Annotated in this window: 15 protein-coding genes; 7 read left to right on the top strand and 8 right to left on the bottom strand. The window is 63.8% G+C overall.

The features are described 5' to 3' along the window. Positions 1–375: 375 nt before the first annotated feature. A complete protein-coding gene (locus AC5ZGW_RS41985; RefSeq protein WP_130230120.1) occupies positions 376–1,725 on the bottom strand; it encodes an 8-oxoguanine deaminase in 1,350 nt (449 codons plus the stop codon). A gap of 151 nt (positions 1,726–1,876) precedes the next feature. Here AC5ZGW_RS41985 and AC5ZGW_RS41980 point away from each other — a divergent pair, with 151 nt between their 5' ends. Together AC5ZGW_RS41980 and AC5ZGW_RS41975 are read left to right on the top strand one after the other, a co-directional pair. Next, positions 1,877–2,698 carry an FAD binding domain-containing protein gene (locus tag AC5ZGW_RS41980; protein ID WP_130230118.1) on the top strand — a complete coding sequence of 274 codons (822 nt, stop codon included), beginning with the start codon at positions 1,877–1,879 and terminating at the stop codon, positions 2,696–2,698. Continuing rightward, the gene (locus tag AC5ZGW_RS41975) at positions 2,695–5,421 is read left to right on the top strand and encodes a molybdopterin-dependent oxidoreductase (protein WP_130230116.1); all 2,727 of its coding nucleotides are present in this window, start codon (positions 2,695–2,697) and stop codon (positions 5,419–5,421) included. Before AC5ZGW_RS41980 ends, AC5ZGW_RS41975 begins: the two co-directional genes overlap by 4 nt. Positions 5,422–5,546: 125 nt before the next feature. On the opposite strand, the gene pucL is transcribed toward AC5ZGW_RS41975, so the two are convergent. The 5 genes from pucL to AC5ZGW_RS41950 all read right to left on the bottom strand — a co-directional run bounded on the left by pucL (position 5,547) and on the right by AC5ZGW_RS41950 (position 9,338). After that, positions 5,547–6,389, bottom strand: coding sequence for a factor-independent urate hydroxylase (pucL, locus tag AC5ZGW_RS41970; RefSeq protein WP_130230114.1), 843 nt, complete (start codon positions 6,387–6,389; stop codon positions 5,547–5,549). Positions 6,390–6,690: 301 nt separating this feature from the next. Further along, on the bottom strand, positions 6,691–7,575 hold the full coding sequence (gene uraD / locus AC5ZGW_RS41965; RefSeq protein WP_130230112.1) for a 2-oxo-4-hydroxy-4-carboxy-5-ureidoimidazoline decarboxylase: 885 nt from the start codon (positions 7,573–7,575) through the stop codon (positions 6,691–6,693). A 4-nt stretch (positions 7,576–7,579) separates the two neighbouring features. After that, positions 7,580–8,515: an allantoinase PuuE gene (puuE, locus tag AC5ZGW_RS41960; protein ID WP_130230110.1), complete on the bottom strand. Its 936-nt coding sequence runs from the start codon at positions 8,513–8,515 to the stop codon at positions 7,580–7,582. Beyond that, positions 8,515–8,928, bottom strand: a complete 414-nt coding sequence (locus tag AC5ZGW_RS41955) for a DUF3830 family protein (RefSeq protein WP_027579045.1) — start codon at positions 8,926–8,928, stop codon at positions 8,515–8,517. Before AC5ZGW_RS41955 ends, puuE begins: the two co-directional genes overlap by 1 nt. A gap of 107 nt (positions 8,929–9,035) precedes the next feature. Then, positions 9,036–9,338 carry a hypothetical protein gene (locus tag AC5ZGW_RS41950; RefSeq protein ID WP_130230108.1) on the bottom strand — a complete coding sequence of 101 codons (303 nt, stop codon included), beginning with the start codon at positions 9,336–9,338 and terminating at the stop codon, positions 9,036–9,038. Positions 9,339–9,580: 242 nt separating this feature from the next. Here AC5ZGW_RS41950 and AC5ZGW_RS41945 point away from each other — a divergent pair, with 242 nt between their 5' ends. Both AC5ZGW_RS41945 and AC5ZGW_RS41940 read left to right on the top strand, forming a co-directional pair. Further along, positions 9,581–9,808 carry a hypothetical protein gene (locus tag AC5ZGW_RS41945; RefSeq protein ID WP_130230106.1) on the top strand — a complete coding sequence of 76 codons (228 nt, stop codon included), beginning with the start codon at positions 9,581–9,583 and terminating at the stop codon, positions 9,806–9,808. Positions 9,809–9,903: 95 nt separating this feature from the next. Continuing rightward, entirely contained in the window at positions 9,904–10,638 is a 735-nt protein-coding gene (locus AC5ZGW_RS41940; protein ID WP_496114099.1) for an SDR family NAD(P)-dependent oxidoreductase, read from the top strand. A gap of 76 nt (positions 10,639–10,714) precedes the next feature. Here AC5ZGW_RS41940 and AC5ZGW_RS41935 read toward each other — a convergent pair whose 3' ends face one another. Beyond that, entirely contained in the window at positions 10,715–11,992 is a 1,278-nt protein-coding gene (locus AC5ZGW_RS41935) for a complex I NDUFA9 subunit family protein (protein ID WP_245475089.1), read from the bottom strand. Positions 11,993–12,565: 573 nt separating this feature from the next. Between AC5ZGW_RS41935 and AC5ZGW_RS41930 the strand changes: the two genes are divergently transcribed. Continuing rightward, positions 12,566–14,155: a Spy/CpxP family protein refolding chaperone gene (locus tag AC5ZGW_RS41930; RefSeq protein WP_496114098.1), complete on the top strand. Its 1,590-nt coding sequence runs from the start codon at positions 12,566–12,568 to the stop codon at positions 14,153–14,155. 35 nt (positions 14,156–14,190) lie between these two features. Here AC5ZGW_RS41930 and AC5ZGW_RS41925 read toward each other — a convergent pair whose 3' ends face one another. Continuing rightward, positions 14,191–15,090 carry an aldose 1-epimerase family protein gene (locus AC5ZGW_RS41925; protein ID WP_130231386.1) on the bottom strand — a complete coding sequence of 300 codons (900 nt, stop codon included), beginning with the start codon at positions 15,088–15,090 and terminating at the stop codon, positions 14,191–14,193. Between the two features lie 176 nt (positions 15,091–15,266). On the opposite strand from AC5ZGW_RS41925, the gene AC5ZGW_RS41920 reads away from it, so the two are divergent. Both AC5ZGW_RS41920 and AC5ZGW_RS41915 read left to right on the top strand, forming a co-directional pair. Continuing rightward, positions 15,267–16,820, top strand: coding sequence for an ABC transporter substrate-binding protein (locus tag AC5ZGW_RS41920; protein ID WP_130231388.1), 1,554 nt, complete (start codon positions 15,267–15,269; stop codon positions 16,818–16,820). 486 nt (positions 16,821–17,306) lie between these two features. Further along, positions 17,307–18,542, top strand: coding sequence for a c-type cytochrome (locus AC5ZGW_RS41915; RefSeq protein WP_245475171.1), 1,236 nt, complete (start codon positions 17,307–17,309; stop codon positions 18,540–18,542). Positions 18,543–18,691 lie beyond the last annotated feature (149 nt).

Below are 18,691 nucleotides of genomic sequence, written 5' to 3'. Positions count from 1 at the left end.
AACGTTCGTGACGATCGCGAGCCGCCCCTCTCTCGGGTGAGACGCGCGGAGTTAAATCACTGATTTGCCCGACGGCGAAAGCGGAATGTTTTTCGCGCGAGGGCTGGACGGGGCAAATCACGTTGATTGGCTTAAGGAAAATCGCGCGAACGATACGACGCCGCCATGCCCGGGCAAAAGCGCGAAGCGCGTCTTCGCGCAGATGTCCCGGGCATCCACGTCCTTTGCCTCCGTGCACGGGAGAGACGTGGATGGCCGGGTCAAGCCCGGCCATGACGGAGGAGAGGATTGCGCGAATGCGTCCCCTGTCATTCCGGGGCGTCCGAAGGACGAGCTTCGCGCGCCCCGGAATGACGGAGAGAGCCGGCTGCGATCTCAACCGGCCTGCATCGCGTGGGCGGCGGCGGTGTGGCGGCGGATCAGGTCGGTGACATCGAGACCGGGGATGGCGCCGTCGATCACAGCCCAGTTGCCACCGACCATCACGCGGTCGGCGCGGTGCGCGCCGCACAGCACCAGCGCGGCGAGCGGGTCGCCATGGCCGGAGAAGCGGAGTTCGTCGAGCTTGAACAGAGCGAGGTCGGCGGCCTTGCCGACGGCGATCTCGCCGAGCTCGGGACGGCCGACGCAGGCGGCGGAGCCCTTGGTGGCCCAGCGCAGCGCATCCTTGTGGCTGACGCGATCGACACCATAGCGCGCCCGCTGCACCAGGAAGGCCGCGCGCACCTCCTGCATCAGATTGGAGCCGTCGTTGGAGGCCGAGCCGTCGACGCCAAGGCCAATGCCGACGCCGGCCTCCTCCATCTCGCAAACCGGACAGCAGCCTGACGCCAGCACCTGATTGCTGCAGGCGCAATGGCTGATGCTGGTCCCCGCCTTGCCCAGTCGCTTTATTTCGCCAGCGTTGAAGTGGATGCCGTGTGCGAGCCAGGTGCGCCCATTGAGCCAGCCGCATTGCTCGAGATAATCGAGCGGCCGGCAGCGATGCATCTGTTCACAGAACCGGTTCTCGTCCTCGGTTTCGGCGAGATGGGTGTGCAGGCGCACATCGAGCTTGTCGGCGAGCTCTGCGGTCTTCTGCATCAGCGAGGTCGTCACCGAGAACGGCGAGCACGGCGCGAGTGCGATCTGCACCATCGCATCCTCGCCGCGTTCGTGATGCTTTGCGACCACGCGCGCACTGTCGGCCAGGATCGTATCCTCATCCTGCACGACGCTATCGGGCGGCAGGCCGCCGTCGCGCACCGACAGATTCATCGAGCCGCGCGTCAGCAGCACGCGCAAGCCGAGCCGTTTTGCGACGGCCACCTCGATATCGACGGCTTCCTCGAGCCCGGCGGGAAACACATAGTGGTGATCGGTCGTCGTGGTGCAGCCCGACAGCAGCAGTTCCGACATTGCAACGGTAACACCGAGCTGAAGCGATTCCGGCGTCAGCTTCGCCCAAACCGGATAGAGCGCCTTGAGCCAGGGGAATAGCTCGCGGTCGAGGGCGGCCGGAAGTGCCCTCGTGAGCGTCTGGTAGAAGTGATGATGAGTATTGATCAATCCCGGCAGGACAACGTGTTCGCCTGCGTCGAACACCAGCGGCGAAATGGCGGTCGGCTCCTTGCCGCGGCCGACCAATTCGACGATCTTGCCACCCTGAACCACGACGCCGCGTTCGGCGCCTTCGGCTAAGATGGATAGCGGATCCTTGATCCAGGTCGGCTGCGTTTGGTCCATGATCCCACCATCTATCGAGAAGCACCGGCATTGGCTTCAATGCAAGGACCGTCCCAATTGTGGCCAACGATTGGCGCCCGTCTTGCAAGGCTTCTTAAGTGAGCAAGACTCTTAAGCTAGGATGCATCCTGTTGAAAGCGTCGGCGTATCGATGGACTTGAACACGATTACGGAAGTCGCCCATCCGAAATCCCGGGCGCAACTGCCTGTTTGGACAGCAGGCGATGCTTGGCTGGCGGGCGGCACGTGGCTGTTCTCGGAGCCGCAGGCGCACTTAAGGCGGCTGATCGATCTCACCGACCTGAAATGGCCGGCGCTGACGATCGGCAACAGCGACTTCACCATCGCCGCCACCTGCACCGTGGCGCAGCTCGACGGCTTTGCCGGCCCGCCGGACTGGATCGCCGCACCGCTGATCAACCAGTGCTGCCGCTCGTTCCTCGCCTCCTTCAAGATCTGGAAGACCGCGACCGTCGGCGGCAATATCTGCATGTCGCTGCCGGCGGGCCCGATGATCTCGCTGACGTCGGCGCTCGACGGCATCGCCACGATCTGGCAGGCCGATGGCGGCGAGCGGAAGACTCCCGTCATGGAGTTCGTCACCGGCAATCAGCAGAACCTGCTGCGGCCCGGCGACCTGCTGCGGCAGATCGATATTCCGCTCGCAGCGCTGCGGCGACGGTCGGCGTTTCGCCAGATCTCACTGACGCCGGTCGGCCGCTCGGCGGCGCTCCTGATCGGAAGCATCGACAGCGAGGATGGCTTTGCGCTGACCGTGACCGCCTCGACGATACGGCCGATCAGGCTTTCCTTTGTCACCATCCCGGAGCAGGAGGAATTGCGCGAGACGATCCTGCAGCGCATCCCGGACAATCTGTATCACACCGACATCCACGGCAAACCGATCTGGCGCAAGCACATGACGCTGCGGCTCGCGGAAGAGATCCGCGCTGAACTCAGGGCGCAGCCATGACCTTCGACATCAACGGCAAGACATTCTCGGAAACGCCGCGGGTCGGACAATGCCTGCGCACCTTCCTGCGCGACCTCGGGCATTTCGGCGTCAAGAAAGGCTGCGACGCCGGCGATTGCGGCGCCTGCACCGTGCTGCTCGACGGCGAGCCGGTGCATAGCTGCCTGATCCCCGCGTTCCGTGCCGAGGGGCATGCGGTCACCACCATCGAGGGATTTGCGCCTGACGGCGGCACCCATCCGCTGCAGCAGGCCTTCCTCGACGCGCAGGGATTCCAGTGCGGCTTCTGCACCGCCGGCATGATCCTGACCTGTGCGTCGCTGAACCAGGCGCAGCGGCAGGACCTCGGCGCCTCGCTCAAAGGCAATATCTGCCGCTGCACCGGCTATCGCTCGATCGAGGACGCGCTCGACGGCAAAACAAACATAGAGGACGCGGACGCCGGCACGGCTTTCGGCCGTAGCCTTCCGGCGCCGGCCGGGCCGCTCGTCGTGCGCGGAGCGGCGCGCTACACTTTCGATACCAAGTTGGAAGGCCTGCTGCACGTCAAGCTGCTGCGCTCGCCGCATCCGCACGCGAAGATCGTCAGGGTCGACAAGAGCGCGGCGCTCGCGGTGCCCGGCGTGCACGCCGTGCTGACCCATGAGGACGCGCCAAAGCTTCTGTTCTCGACCGCGCGGCATGAGAAGGACTGGATGGACCCCGAGGACACCCGCGTCCTCGACGACGTCGTCCGCTTCATCGGCCAGAAGGTCGCCGCTGTCGTGGCGGAGACCGAGGCCGCCGCGGAAGAAGGCTGCCGCCGCCTCAAGGTCGACTACGAACTGCTGCCCGCAGTGTTCGACCCCGCGGAGGCGATCGCACCGGGCGCCCCGGTCCTTCATGGCGACAAGACGGTCGAACATCGCATCACCAACCCCACGCGCAACCTCGTCGCGGAGACGCATGGCGAATATGGCGACGTTGCGAAGGGGCTCGCCGAGGCCGCCGTCACCTATGAGGGGACGTTCACGACCCAGCGCGTCCAGCATGCCGCGCTGGAGACCCATGGCGGGCTCGCCTGGATCGACACTGAGGGCATCCTCAATGTCCGCTCCAGCACGCAGGTGCCGTTCCTGACACGGCGCGGGCTGTCGCAGATCTTCGCTCTGCCGCCCGATAAGATCAGGGTGTTCTGCGAACGCGTCGGTGGCGGCTTCGGCGGCAAGCAGGAGATGTTCGTCGAGGACATCCTTGCGCTCGCCGCGCTCAAGACCGGACGCCCGGTCAAGCTGGAATTCACCCGCGAGGAGCAGTTCATCGGCACCTCGACGCGGCATCCGATGCGCGTCACGGTCAAGGCCGGCGCCGACAAGGACGGCAAGCTGACCGCGCTGCAGCTTGACGTGCTCTCCAACACCGGCGCCTACGGTAACCATGCAGGGCCGGTGCTGTTTCATGCGGTCGCCGAATGCATCAGCGTCTACAACTGCCCGAACAAGAAGGTCGACGCCGCCGTCGCCTACACCAACACGCTGCCGGCCGGCGCCTTCCGCGGCTACGGCCTGCCGCAAAGCCTGTTCGCCGTGGAAGCGGCGATCGACGAATTGGCAAAACAGCTCGGCATCAACCCATTCGACTTCCGCCGCCGCAATGTCGTGAACCCCGGGGATCCCATGCTGTCGCCGCCGCCGTCCGAATATCACGACGTGCTCTATGGCTCGTATGGCCTCGATCAGTGCCTCGACCTGGTCGAGCGCGCGATGGCCGAGGACACGCCGCGATATGGATTGTCGGCGGAGTGGCTGGTCGGCGACGGCATGGCGCTGACGATGATCGACACCGTCCCGCCGGCCGGGCACCTCTCCGACTCCAAAATCGCGTTGCGCGAGGATGGTGGCTTCGAGCTGACGGTCGGCACCGCCGAGTTCGGCAACGGCACCAGCACGGTGCATCGCCAGATCGCGGCCAGCGCGCTGGCGACGACGGTCGATCGCATCGTCCTGAAGCAATCCGACACCGCGCATGGCGGCCACGACACCGGCGCCTATGGCAGCGCCGGCATCTTCGTCGCCGGGCGCGCGACGCAGCATGCAGCCGAAAATCTCGCGGCCGCGATCAAGGCGTTCGCGGCCGAGATGACTGAAGGCGACGCTGGCTCATGCCTGCTGGACAATGAAACTATCGTCTGCGGCAAGCGGCGCCTATCCTTTGCCGACCTCGCAAAAGCGGCGAAGGCGCGCGGCAACCTGCTCGAAGCCAGCGGCAGCGCGCATGGCACGCCGCGTTCGGTGGCCTTCAACGTGCAGGGCTTTCGCGTCGCCGTGAACAAGGGCACGGGCGAAGTCAGGATCTTGAAGAGCGTGCAGGCGGCCGACGCCGGCCGCGTCGCCAACCCGATGCAATGCCGCGGCCAGATCGAAGGCGGCGTCGCGCAAGCGCTGGGCGCCACACTTTACGAAGAGCTCGTGATCGACGACGGCGGACGGGTGATCAATCCGAGGTTCCGCGACTATCATTTGCCCTCTTATGCCGACGTGCCGCGCACGGAAGTATTCTTTGCGGAGACGTCGGATGCGGTTGGGCCGATGGGCGCGAAGTCGATGAGCGAGAGTCCATACAACCCCGTCGCCGCCGCACTCGGCAACGCCATCGCCAACGCCACCGGCATCCGCTTCACCAGCGCGCCCTTCAAGCCGGACCGTTTGTTTCCGGCGCTGCATGAGAAGTATGGCGCCGCGTAGGGTGGGCAAAGCGTAGCGTGCCCACCATCACGCGCACTGCTCGCGATGGTGGGCACGCTTACGCCGTCGCTCGTGGACGGGTCGCGGCAAGTGAGTCGCTTTGCCCACCCTATGGGAGAGAGCCCCTACCCCCGCCCTACCGTGCACTCGATCTGGCCGTGCGGCTCATCGGTCGGGAGGAACACCTGGTTGTTGTTGTCGAGCCCGAACGCGGAGAGATTCATCGGGATGAAATGCATGTTCGGGCAGGCCATGCTGATCTCGGAAATCTCCGGCACCGTGGCGAGCGCCGCCTCGCCCATCCGGTAGAGGCTGTCCTGCACGCTCCAGCTATAGGTGGTCGAGAACACCTCCAGCAGCGTGTCGAGGATCTTCGCGTTCGTCGCTGGGTAGCTCGCGGGCTTGCCCGTCCATTTCCATGAGGCGACCATGCTGGTCGCGCAGATGCGGTCGTGGGTCTCGGCAAGCGTGGTGTAGGGGTCCTTGAGGTAGTTCTCCCAGCCCGACTGGGTCGACTTCATGAAGGCGAAGCCGTCGACGCCTGAGGCGAGCGCCGTCGGTCCGCCGCGCGTTGCGGTGAGTTCGACGGTCGGCTTGCCGTTGCCGTCGAGCACGAAACTGTGCGGATGCGGCTTGCCACCGAAGCTCAGCCTGTTCCACCTGGTCTCGTGCGAGGTGATGGATACCGACGACACCTGCGGATAGGTGTCGAAATATTTCTGCGCCAGGACCTGGCAGAATTCTTCCGCCGAGAGCCCGGTATTCTCGCGGGCGACGACGTTGACGACGTTCTTGATGGTGTCGGTCGACACCGTGTTGGAATTGTCCGCGTGCGTATAGGTGCGGGCGAAATCGCCCTCGAGCATCGCCTTGATGTTGAGCTGGCTGACCTCGTGCCTGCCGCCATCGCGATGAATGCGCATCACCCGGACGCGGCCCTTGCCATAGCGGTTGTTGATCAGCGGCACGTGAAAGCCTCCACCGGTAAGTTTGCAGGCGCGATCGCCCTGTCAGATCGATAATGAGCAACGTTTGTGCCAGCGGGCAAGCTGCAGGCACGGCAAAGTGAGTTGGTGTGACCTGCCACCCCTGCCACAATCTTCGCCATTGTTGCTGCGGCTTTCAGCAGCGGCGTCGGGTATCCGTCGTCACACACAGGTCCTCATCCTGAGGAGACCGCAAAGCGGTCGTCTCGAAGGATGGCCGCGGGCACAGCGGGGGCCTCATGGTTCGAGACGCGCTGCGCGCTCCTCACCATGAGGGGCGACGTCAACTGCCGCGATACGTCGCATAGCTCCAGGGCGTGACCAGGAGCGGCACGTGGAGATGGCCCTCGGGTTCGCTCACGGCAAAGCGAAGCGGGATGCGGTCGAGAAAGGGTGGATCGGAGAGCGGCACTTGCCGGCCGGCGAAATATTCGGCGACGCTGAACAGGAGCTCGTATTTCCCAATCGGTACGGGACGGCCGCCGATCAGCGGCTGATCGGTGCGGCCGTCGGCGTTGGTCATCGCGCGCGTCACCACGCGGCTTGGGCCGAGATCGGACAGCTCGATCAATTCGACCGCGATGCCGGCTGCGGGCTTACCGCTGTGGGTATCGAGCACATGCGTGGACAGGCGGCCATGTACGGCGAGCCGATCCTCGGCCGTCACGAGCTGATCGAGCCGGAGCGCGGCGATGCGGCAGATCTCCTCGATCGATCGCTGCATCTCGGCCGGCACGTCGTTCGGCAGCCGCCGCTCGAAATCGCGCAGGATCGAATCCTTGGTGTGGCGGCGGACAGAGACGATGTAGGGGAATCCGAACTTCGCGCGATACGCGTTGTTGACGCGCTCGAACGCGTCATATTCGGCATCCGACAACCGGTCGAGGCCGGCGCTGTTCTGCTCTGCATCGGATTCGGCGGTGAGGCCCGCGGCGCGCTGGGTCTTGTCGGCGAGATCGGGATGCGCCTTGATCAGCGCGAGCCGTAGCTCAGCCGGTGCGCGCTCCACTGCGGCCTTCATCGCCGTGAACAACACGTTGATGCCGGCGAACGGCCGCAGCAACGCCACTTCTTCGGCGATCCACGGCGAATGCTCGAAGATGTTGGCAAGCGCTGCGACAAATTCGTCGCGGCTCTTGTCGTTGAGATCGGCGATTGTGATCGACATCCGCCTATCCGATGCTGAAGGCATGCTCGGCGAACTGCTTGTGATGGGCGTACCAGTGCTCGGCGATCTGCAGCCGGGTCGGCACCCAGACGCGGTCGTGCTTTCCGATGTAGTCGAGGAAGCGCATCAAGGCCGCGGCGCGGCCGGGGCGGCCGACCAGGCGGCAATGCAGGCCGATTGACATCATCTTCGGCGACGTCTCACCTTCGGCATAGAGCACATCAAAACTGTCCTTCAGATAGTTGAAGAACTGATCGCCGCCGCCAAAGCCCTGCGGGTTGACGAAGCGCATGTCGTTGGCATCGAGGGTGTACGGGATCACCAGATGCGGCTCCAAGCCCGCCGCCTTGATCCAGTAAGGGAGATCGTCGGCATAGGAATCGCAGAGGTAAGCGAGGCCGCCCGCCTCCATCAAGAGCCGGAGCGTATTGATCGAGGACCGCCCGGTGTACCAGCCGAGCGGCCGCGCGCCCGTCGCCTCGGTGTGCACGCGGATCGCTTCCGCGATCTCGGCGCGCTCCTCGCTCTCCGACATGTCCTTGTGCTCGACCCATCTAAGACTGTGGCTCGCGATGTCCCAGCCCGCCTCCTTCATCGCGGAAACGATCTCGGGATTGCGCTTCAATGCCATCGCGACGCCAAACACGGTGGTCGGCAATTTGCGTTCGCCGAACATACGCCAGAGCCGCCAGAAGCCGGCGCGCGAGCCATATTCGAACATCGATTCGATGTTGGCATGGCGCTGGCCCGGCCAGGGCTGCGCGCCGAGCACATCCGACAAAAACGCTTCCGAGGCGCTGTCGCCATGCAGGATGTTGTTCTCGCCGCCCTCTTCGAAATTCACCACGAACTGCACGGCGATGCGGGCATTGCCCGGCCATTTCGGATCGGGCGGGTTGCGGCCATAGCCGCGAAGATCGCGCGGATATGCTTCGGTCACTAAACTTCCTCGAAACGAATCTTCTGCGCGCCCTTCCAGAGCACGGTCTTGCCGAAGGTGACCAGGTTCTCGAGCCCCGACGTCAGCGTGATGAAATGGTTGCCGGCGAGCTGGCCCATCTTGCTTGCGAAATGCACGCCGCCATAGGCGAGCAGGATTTCGGTCTCGCTGATGCCGCCGGGATAGAGGATGATCTGGCCGGGCGCCGGATAGCTGGTGTGGTTCTCATAGGAGACGCCGAAGTCGAGATCGCCGAGCGGCATCCAGACCCCCTCGCCGCTCCAGCGGACATGGATCGCCTGGCTCTCGAACGGCATCGCCTTGCGAAACGCTGCAACCGTCTTCGGCGCCAGCGCCTCCTCAAAGCGCGCGTCGAATTTGAAGTCACCGGCATGGACAATCAGTTTGCTCATTGATCTCTTCTCTTGGATCTCTGCTGTTGTGTAGCTGGGAACCGCCTCTTGCTACCGCATTGCAGCGCGGCATCGGAAGCAAGGACCATTCCAGAGGCAGCGTTGGCCTAGTTTCTCCGATCGTACGACCAGCCGAACAGGCCGCTGCGCTGCGTCTCAGGCTCGGGCGGCGGCGCCTCCTTGGCCTCGGCCTGCGGCGGCGGTGCAGGCGGCGCCGGCAGGTTCTCGCATTTCAAGGAGTAGACCAGTTCGCCTTTCGCAGTGCGGCCGATCGGAGCACAATCGTCCGCCCGCGCGACCGCGCCTTTTGTCGCACCTTTGGTCTCCTTTGGCACCAGTTGGGTCTGCGCCACGGCCAGCGAGGAGACTGGCGCGGCGACCAACAGCAACACTGGTAAAAACTTCTTCATCGGCCTCACTCGTTGGGAATCCTTTGCCTTATTGAACCGGACCGGCACCGGTCACTCCATGATAGCGCGAACCGCCTGTAATACCTGCTGAATATTTAGCCGTGACCAAGAAATTTGCTCGCCGCTTCGTGATGGGCGCAACCGTACTAACCGCCAGCGCACATCGCTATCTCCCTCTTTAGCGCTGAGGTGCGAGCCGCACAGGCCTCGCAGACGAAGCGTAATAAAGCCGGGAGAACCACATGAAGACATTCCTCACCATCCTTGGGTCAGTTTTGATTGTTGCCTCATCCGTCCAGTTCGCTGCGGCAGCGCAGCGTCCTCACCACTACAAATCGGACCGCGTCGTGGTGCGCCAGCAGCCGTGTCCCTGCAATTCCTATGCAGCCTGGCCTGCTCCGTCCGCTGAGATGTACGACTACCCGCCGAGCGTCTTCACTGGCGGCTGGTCGGCACCCGCCGGCCGCTGAGCCGATCGAGCTGAACGCAACAAAGGCCGGCCGCGGACATCGCGGTCGGCCTTTTCGTGTAAGATGACCTCGCAACCTTCAGACGGGAGAGAATGATGACGACAGCGACATTGCGCGGTCATGTGGCGCTCGTGACCGGAGGTTCGCGCGGTATCGGTGCGGCGATCGTGCGCGCGCTGGCAGAGCAAGGCGCGGCCGTGGCGATCAACTATCGCGAGCGCGCGGGCGAAGCGGATGCGCAGGCGAAGGAGATCACGGCCGCGGGCGGAAAGGCGATCGCGATCGGCGCGGACGTCTCACAGGCCGCAGCGGTTGCGGAGCTCGTGCAGCGCGCCACGGCCGAGCTCGGCCCGATCGACATCCTCGTCAACAATGCCGGCATCGCAATCACGCGCGGGGTCGACGATCTCACCGAAGCCGATTTCGATTCCACCATCGCGGTGAACCTAAAATCGGTGTTCCTGTGCACGCAGGCAGTGCTGCCGGCGATGCGGGCCAGGCAATGGGGCCGCATCGTTAACATCTCCTCGGGAGCGGCACGCGGCGCCGGCGCGATCGGGCCGCACTACAATGCATCGAAGGCCGGCGTCGAGGGATTGACACGCGGCTATGCCGCACGCCTCGTCAAGGAAGGCATCACCGTCAACGCGGTCGCGCCCTCACTGATCGAAACCGACATGATGAAGGGCCAGCCAAACCTGGTCGGCCGGATTCCGCTCGGCCGTTTCGGCACCGCCGACGAAGTCGCGCAGGCCGTGATGATGCTGATCGGCAATGCCTACATGACCGGCCAGACCGTGGCGATGAGCGGCGGCATGGCGTTCAACTAGGGCGTAGACTCATGAACGGCAGCCAACCAAGTACTGCGATGGCGAGATCGAGATCGTAGCGAAGTCCCCTCAGCCTCTACCTGGTACGCGCCTCTTTTGCGTTTTGAATTTCCTCGTTTGTAGGCTTGAGCATCGCTTTGAGCTGTTCTTCGAGCGATCGCGGCGAAATTCCGAGCGCGGCAAATCCTGGCCGGCTGCCCGAAGCCGTCGTGTCGATCTGCATAAGCTCAACCTGATTGCGCGTGAGCGGCGGGTGCGGCAGGATCTCACCGAGGCCGGCGACGGCATGCCAGAAAGCAAAGGGTATGCGCACCAAGGCCGGTCGCAATCCTGCGGTGCGCGCAATGGTCCGCAAGAGCTCCTCGTACGAGTAAATGCGCGGACCGGCCAGTTCGTAGATAGGATACGGTCTTTGTGGTTGCCGCAGGACTTGTGCGATCGCCGCGGCGACGTCGTCCACGTGCACCGGCTGAAGCCTGGTCCTGCCGTCGCCGAATAGCGGATAAGCCGGCAACGTCCGAAGCAGCCCAAGAATTGTGGTGAGAAAGGTGTCGTCCGGTGCGAACATGACCGCCGGGCGGATAACAACTGCGCCAGGGAATGCGGCTTGCACGGCCGCCTCACCCTCACCGCGACTGCGAATATAGGGCGAGCGCGAGGCGGCGTCAGCGCCTATTCCCGATAGGTGCACAAACCGTTTGGTTCCGGCCCGCCGTGCCGCATTAGCGATCCTGGCGGCCGCTTCGACGTGCACCGAATGATATGTGTCGCCTCCATGCTCGAGGTACAGGCTGATCGCGTTGATGACGCCATCGGCACCCGCAATTGCAGCCTCTATGGAGCGCTCGTCATGTGCATCGGCGACGATCTGCTCCACGTTGTCACCTTCGGTCCGCGCAGGATGCCGTGAGGCTATGCGCACTGTAACGGTGGAGTCGCTCAAATGGCGCACGACGCGACGACCAACAAAGCCCGTCCCCCCGAACACGGTCACGCGGTTCATGGCCTGGCCCATCCCACGATCCTGTGCGACGCTCTTCATTGACCCGCCGAGCGCCGCGCGCACCACCTCAGCGGCCTGCGCCGGCGAACTGCCTTTGTTGAGATGATGTGAGATCACCTCAATCAATATTTGCGCTGCAGGGCCGACCGCTTGCCACTCGATCCTGGCTTCATCGATCAGCGGCTGCGCTTCATTATAGAGCGCTTGTGCCTGTTCGATGATCGGATGTGCCTTGTTGAAAAGATCGATCAGCGCCCTGGTCGCTGGCAATGACTGTTCAATTTGTTCAAGCTGCGCATCGCTGAGACCGGAAGCGTGACCAATGACCTCAATGAGCAAGTGTTTCAGCATTGCGCACTCTCCTTCCGGCGGCCGCGCTCGCCACCCAAAGTTCCCATGAAGCCGCCGAGTTCTACAAATCGGCCGCAACAATTCTGAAGGGTCTATGAATGCACCGTTCAGTCAACATTGCAAAAACGGAGCTGATAATCCGCAGGAGCATTTTGCCACGACGGACGAGGCACCAAATGAAGCGGCTTCTGATGATCGGACTTGCCTGCTGTGCCTTTGGGCTCGCGCCAACGACGGGGTCGGCTATGCCCGCGGCAACGCCTTATACGCTGGGCGGCGCCGATGGGGCAGTGATTCAGGTCAGAGGCGGCCATGGACATGGGCATGGGCATGGGTGGGGCCATCACGGCGGTCGCGGCCACCACTACGGTTGGTATCGGGGCCGCCACCATGGCTGGCGGCATCATCGCCATTGGTGGTGATTTTGACCCGAAGGCCAAAAAAGGGCTGCAGTCGTTGGTGGCCCGCTTTTCCGCTCAATGTCGCAATCAAGGAGGTTCGCAGTTCGGTCGCATCGCTGATAGAACCAGTTGGGAGCCGATGAGCGAACCTTGGTTGCGTGGGAGGAAGGTCATGACGACTTCCATGTTGAAATTCAGGTCAAAGTTCGCCGCATGCGCTGCCGTGCTGGCTTGCGCGATGGTCCTGTCGGTCGCGGCATATGCCAGAGGCGGTGGTGGCCACGGCGGCGGCGGTGGCTTTCACGGCGGTGGAGGCTTTCACGGCGGTGGCTTTCACGGCGGTGGCGGCTTTCGTGGCGGCGGCTTCCATGGGGGAGGCTTTCGTGGTGGCGGCTTCCACATCGGCGGAAGACACTTCGGTGGCGGCCGTGGATTCGCCGCAAGACCTCATTTTGCCCCGCGGGTAGGCCGTTCGTTTGCGCGGCCGAGCTTCCATGGCGGCCGTTCGTTCAGCCAGCGATCGTTCGCGCCGCACAACAGAACCGCAGCGGTCGGCGCCTCGGCGCTAAGGGCGAGGCCCGTCAACGTGGCGCGGAACGCCAACGCCGTGCGGCGTTCACTGAACGCGCGCCCGATCAACCGGGCGCTGAACAACACCGGCGCGCTACGCGATCCGCGCACCCGCGCGTTCATCACCGCGAGCGTGGCCACGGCGGCGTGGCATGGTGGCAACTGGTCGTGGTGGCGCCACCGCAATGGCGGTTTTGGGTGGGTCGGCCCCTTGTTCTGGCCGTTCGCTTTCTATGACATTTATGATTACGCTTTCTGGGGCTATCCCTATGATGATGCGTTCTGGGGCTATGGCTACCCGGACCTCTATGCCGGCATCTTTGGCCTTTACGGCTACGACGACCTGATGGGCTATGCGGGCTACCTGCCGGGCCATGCCAGCCGGCGCGGAGGCAACCTCGACACCTATGCCTATGCGCCGTCGAACGGCCGGACCAATCTCGCGCAAATGTGCGGCGACGATAGCCGCGTGATCGCTGGGCTGCCGATCGAGGCATTCCAGAATGCAATCCAGCCGAACGAGGCACAGCGCGCCGCGCTCGACGAACTCGCCAACGCTTCGGAAAAGGGCGCTGCAGGCCTCAAGGCCTCCTGCCCCACCGACGTTGCGCTCACGGCCCCAAGCCGGCTTGCTGCGATGCAGCAGCGCATCGAGGCGATGATCGTCGCGGTGCAGACGGTGCAAGGGCCGCTCGATAAGTTCTACGGCCTCCTGAACGATGAGCAGAAGGCGCAGATCAACGCACTTTCCATTACGCGCCAGCGTCCGGGCCGGACCGCGGCAAGAGCCAGCCCGGCTGGACCAGCCTGCGATGTGACGCAACCGACGCTGAGCGAGTGGCCGACCGCCACAATCGAGCAATCGGTCAGGCCGACCGACCAGCAGCGCCAATATCTTGACGCGCTTCAGGGCGCCGCTGCCCAGGCCGCGGACACGCTGAAGGCATCGTGTCAGATCCGGCCGGAGGACGCGCTGACGCCGCCGGCACGCCTCATAGCCGTCGGCCAGCGGCTCGACACGATGCTGCAGGCGGTGAAGACCGTGCGCAAGGCGATGGATGACTTCTATGGATCGCTGACCGACGAGCAGAAAGCGGCCTTCGACGCGATTGGTCCGCAGCAGGCTGGCGGGCGCCGACACGTCCGCGGGCGGGCGTCGGCGGACGACGCGCGGTGGGGTCGCATAGGATAAGTCTCCGCGCCTCGCGGACGTAGCCTTCGTCCGCGTCACGCCGAGGGTTTATGGGTACGCGGCCCAGCGAGACGGATGCGATAGCTCAGCGATCGGCTCGCTCCGGGCGCGATCTGCATCAGGCCGGGCTTGCCTGTGAACTCACCGTCAAAATCCACCGGGCTGGCATAGCCGTGCCACGGCTCGATGCACAGGAACGGCACGCCGCCGGGCTTTGACCAGATGCCGAGTTCGCGGAAGCCGTCCCACGCAACGTCGATCGACGGCCCACGATCGGCGGCATAGCGCACCGAAGTGCTCACGAGGCGGTCGAGGATCACAGCGTCATCGTCGAACAGCCCCTCGGAGAGTGCGAGCGTTCCGCCTTTGACCGGGGATGGCTGCGCGTCCGGCCGCATCAGACCGCCCTCGAGCCGGCGGATCGGCGCGGGCTCGTCATCCGGGAAGGTCAGCGTGTAGGCTTGCTTCGCAAGGCCCGGAAGCAGCGGCCAGCCGAACGCGGGGTGCCCGCCGAGCGACGCCGGCAGCGTCTCATCACCGGGGTTGGCGATCTCGAACGTCACCTCCAGATCGGCGCCCCGTGCCGCGTACGTCACCTCCAGGCGGAAGGCGAAGGGATAGCCGGCGCGGGTCGCATCATTGTCCACGAGCACCAGCTTGCAGGACGCGTCCTCGCGCGAGACCCATTCAAACCGCTGATCGCGCGCAAAACCGTGTTGCGTCATCGGGTAGGTCTTTCCCCGGTGGCGCAGCTCGTCGTTCTTCAGCCGCCCGACAATGGGAAACAACAGCGGCGCATGTCGCGGCCATTCCGGCCCGGCCTGCCACAACAGCTCGAGCCCGTCCGCACTCTTCAGCGAACAAAGCTCGGCGCCGGCGGCCTTGATCGTCGCGGTAATCGCGTCGCTGCGGATGATGTGGGTGTCCGTGCTCATGTCTGACCTCGCGGGAAAGCGCGCCAATCCCTGTATATTTTTTGGGCTGACGATGTCGAGACTTTCATCTTGCCGCGACAATCGCGGTTATGTGAGCCTCCCCGGAAAGCCGCTGTTCGGAAGCGAATTTGCGGCTGTTCCGATGCGAGCAGAGCTCGTTCCAAGAAAGTCAGGTCATGTTCAAACGGCTGTTGTTTGCCTTCCTCCTTACCACCGCTAGCGTCGGTACCGCGATGGCGCAGGAATCGCCAAGGATGGGAGGCGTGATCAACACCGTGATCCAGCCCGAGCCGCCCGGCCTGATGCTGGCGATGATCCAGAACGGCCCGACCCAGATGGTGTCAGGCAATATCTTCGAGGGGTTATTGCGCTACAGCCCGAAGCTGGAGCCGCTGCCCGGCCTCGCGGAAAGCTGGACGGTCAGCCCGGACGCCAAGGTCTACACCTTCAAGCTCAAGCCTGGCGTGACCTGGCACGACGGCAAGCCGTTCACCTCGGCCGACGTGCTGTTCTCGATCGACATGTTGAAACAGACCCATGCGCGCGCCCGCAACAATCTGTTGCAGGTGGAGAAGGTCGAGGCGCCCGATGACCTCACCGTGGTGTTCACGCTCAAGGAACCGTTCGGACCGTTCCTCGGCATTTTCGAGGTCGGCTCGATGCCGATGATCCCGAAGCATCTCTATGCGGGCACCGACTTCAAGACCAACGCTTACAACAATGCGCCTGTTGGCACCGGTCCCTTCATGTTCAAGGAATGGAAGAAGGGCTCGTTCATTCACCTCGTGAAGAACCCGAACTACCACGAGAAGGGCAAGCCCTATCTCGATGAGATCTATTGGCAAATCATTCCCGACGCCGCGGCGCGTTCGGTGGCGTATGAGACCGGAAAGGTCGACGTGTTGCCCGGCGGCTCCGTGGAGAATTTCGACGTGCCGCGCCTGTCGAAGCTCAAGGACACCTGCGTGACCGGCGCCGGCTGGGAGTTCTTCAGCCCGCTCGCCTGGCTGTGGCTCAACAACCGCCAGGGTCCGACCGCGAACAAGAAGGTGCGTCAGGCGATCCTGTATGCGATCGACCGCAACTTCGCCAAGGACGTGATCTGGAACGGGCTCGGCAAGGTCGCAACCGGCCCGTCATCCTCAGCCGTCAAGTTCTACACCGACGACGTGCCGAAATACGACTTCAACCCGGCCAAGGCCAAGGCGCTGCTCAAGGAGGCCGGCTACAATGGCGAGAAGGTCCGCCTGCTGCCGCTTGCCTATGGCGAGACCTGGCAGCGCTGGGGCGAAGCCGTGAAGCAGAACCTGCAGGACGTCGGCATGAACATCGAGATGATCGCAACCGACGTGCCCGGCGGCAACCAGAAGATCAGCGATTGGGACTACGACATCGCCTTCACCTATCTCTATCAGTACGGCGATCCGGCGCTCGGCGTCGGCCGCAACTACGTCTCCAGCGCCATCGCCAAAGGCCAGATGTTCAACAATGTCGAGGGGTACTCGAACCCCGAGATCGACAAACTGTTCGCCGAAGGCGCGATCGCAACGCCCGACTCCAAGCGCAAGGAGATCTACGAGAAGGCGCAGAAGATCCTGGTCGAGGACGTGCCGGTTGCCTGGATGCTGGAATTGCAGTTTCCGACCATCACGCGCTGCAAGGTGAAAAACCTCATCACGACAGCGATCGGCGTCAATGACGGCTTCCGCGACGCCTGGATCGAAAAATAACGATCTCGAATGAGATCATGTCAAATTGCGTCCCCGATGGACACTCCGCTCCCTCTCCCGCTTGCGGGGGAAGGCACACTGTCCGATCGTGGGAAAGAGCCAACCCGCAATAGCCTATGGCGACGCCGCTAATGGCCCGAACTTACTTCCGCTTTCGGCGGCACAGCGGACATGGCCGGGCTGGCTGCTATCTCGCGCGAATGACCCGGACCGGACAGCGGGCGCAAGTGAATGGCGTATGTTCATGCCCCTCGGCCTCTTCCCGAAGCTCTAATCGAGGGGCTAAAGTGCCTTTACTTGGAAGCGGGTATGCGACCGTGTGAGTTTTTGACGCCTGCGGTCGTCAAAGGGTCTGGCGCGTGACCGACGGGCGCGCGCCAAGGGCGATGCGAATGGAGGAAACGATTGCTGCGAATGCTCCACTTCGCGAAATGCGCCCCTGCGTTTTTGACGTGTGGTGCCTTGTTGGTGATTCTGCCTCCGGGGATGACTACCGCTTGCGCGCAGTTGCGCGGCCATGGCGGGCCGGTGCGGGCATTGGCGATTTCGTCTGACGGACAAACCGCGATCTCAGGAAGCTTCGATTCAACCGCAATCCGCTGGTCGCTGACTCGCAACGCGGCCGAACAGGTGCTGCGGTTCCATGCCGACGCCGTCAATGCAGTCGTGCTGCTGGGGGACGGGCATGCCGCGACCGCAGGCGCCGACGGGCGCATTGCAATCTGGAGTCTCGGCAAGGCGGAGCCCGATTCCGTTTTGGAAGGCCATACGGCGCCGATCGCCGCGCTCGCGCTATCGCCCGACGGCACAACACTGGCTTCCGCGTCGTGGGATCATACGGTTCGGTTGTGGCCGCTCGCGGGCGGTGCGGCGCGTGTGCTCGAAGGGCAAACTCAGAACGTCAATGGCGTTGCATTCGCTCCGGACGGTCGCACAGTTGTCAGCGTGAGCTACGATCAGAGCGTGCGCATCTGGCCGTTCGCCGGCGAGACGCCGACCGTTGTTGCAATGCCGAGCCCGCTCAACGCTGTGGCAATCGGCAGCAATGGCGAAATCACGACCGGCGGCGCTGATGGTAAGCTATATTTTCTGACGGGAGCCGGCGCGGCTGCGGGTGAGATCGCAGCCGACCCGAGACCAGTGACCTCGATTGCGATCTCGCCGGACGGCGCGCTGGTGGCTGCCGCAAGCGTTGGCGGATCGGTCGCAGTGATCGATCGCAAGGCGCGCACTCTGGCGCGCAAACTGGCCGGTCCCGAGCTGCCGGTCTGGTCGATCGCGTTTATGCCGGACAGCCGCACCCTGCTCACCGGTGGCGCCGACAACATCATCCGCCGCTGGAACGTGGTGACGGGAGATCCCATCGATCCACTTCTCCTGGAGACGACGGGAGATCCGCTGGCCGCCTATGCCGGCGACCATGGTGCGGAGGTGTTTCGTGCCTGTGTTGCCTGCCATACCCTTGGCGCCGAGCAAGCCAACAGGGCGGGCCCAACCCTGTCCGGCATCTTCGGCCGACGGATCGCAACCGTGCCGGGCTATAATTTTTCCGAAGCACTCAAGCGCCTCGATATTGTCTGGACGCCGGAGACGGTTTCCAGATTGTTCGAGATCGGACCTTCGGCCTACACCCCGGGCACCAAGATGCCCGAGCAGCGCATTGGCTCGGCACAGGACCGCGCCGCACTGGTGCAATTTCTCGAGCGCGCGACAAAGAGATAGATGCTTGATAGGATATGTGGAGATTACAGTACGATGAACGCCTGCAAATCATCGCTCTGCCGGATTTCCGCTAGTTCTGTGCGTCAAGTTCAGCAAAATTGATCATGGGGTCCGGCCAAGCCATCGCCTCGGAGCCGCCGTCGCTCGCT

The organism is Bradyrhizobium sp. Crot121 (genome assembly GCF_059512385.1).
The sequence above is the reverse complement of the archived record's forward strand: the minus strand, read 5'-3'. Positions and strand labels throughout refer to the sequence as shown.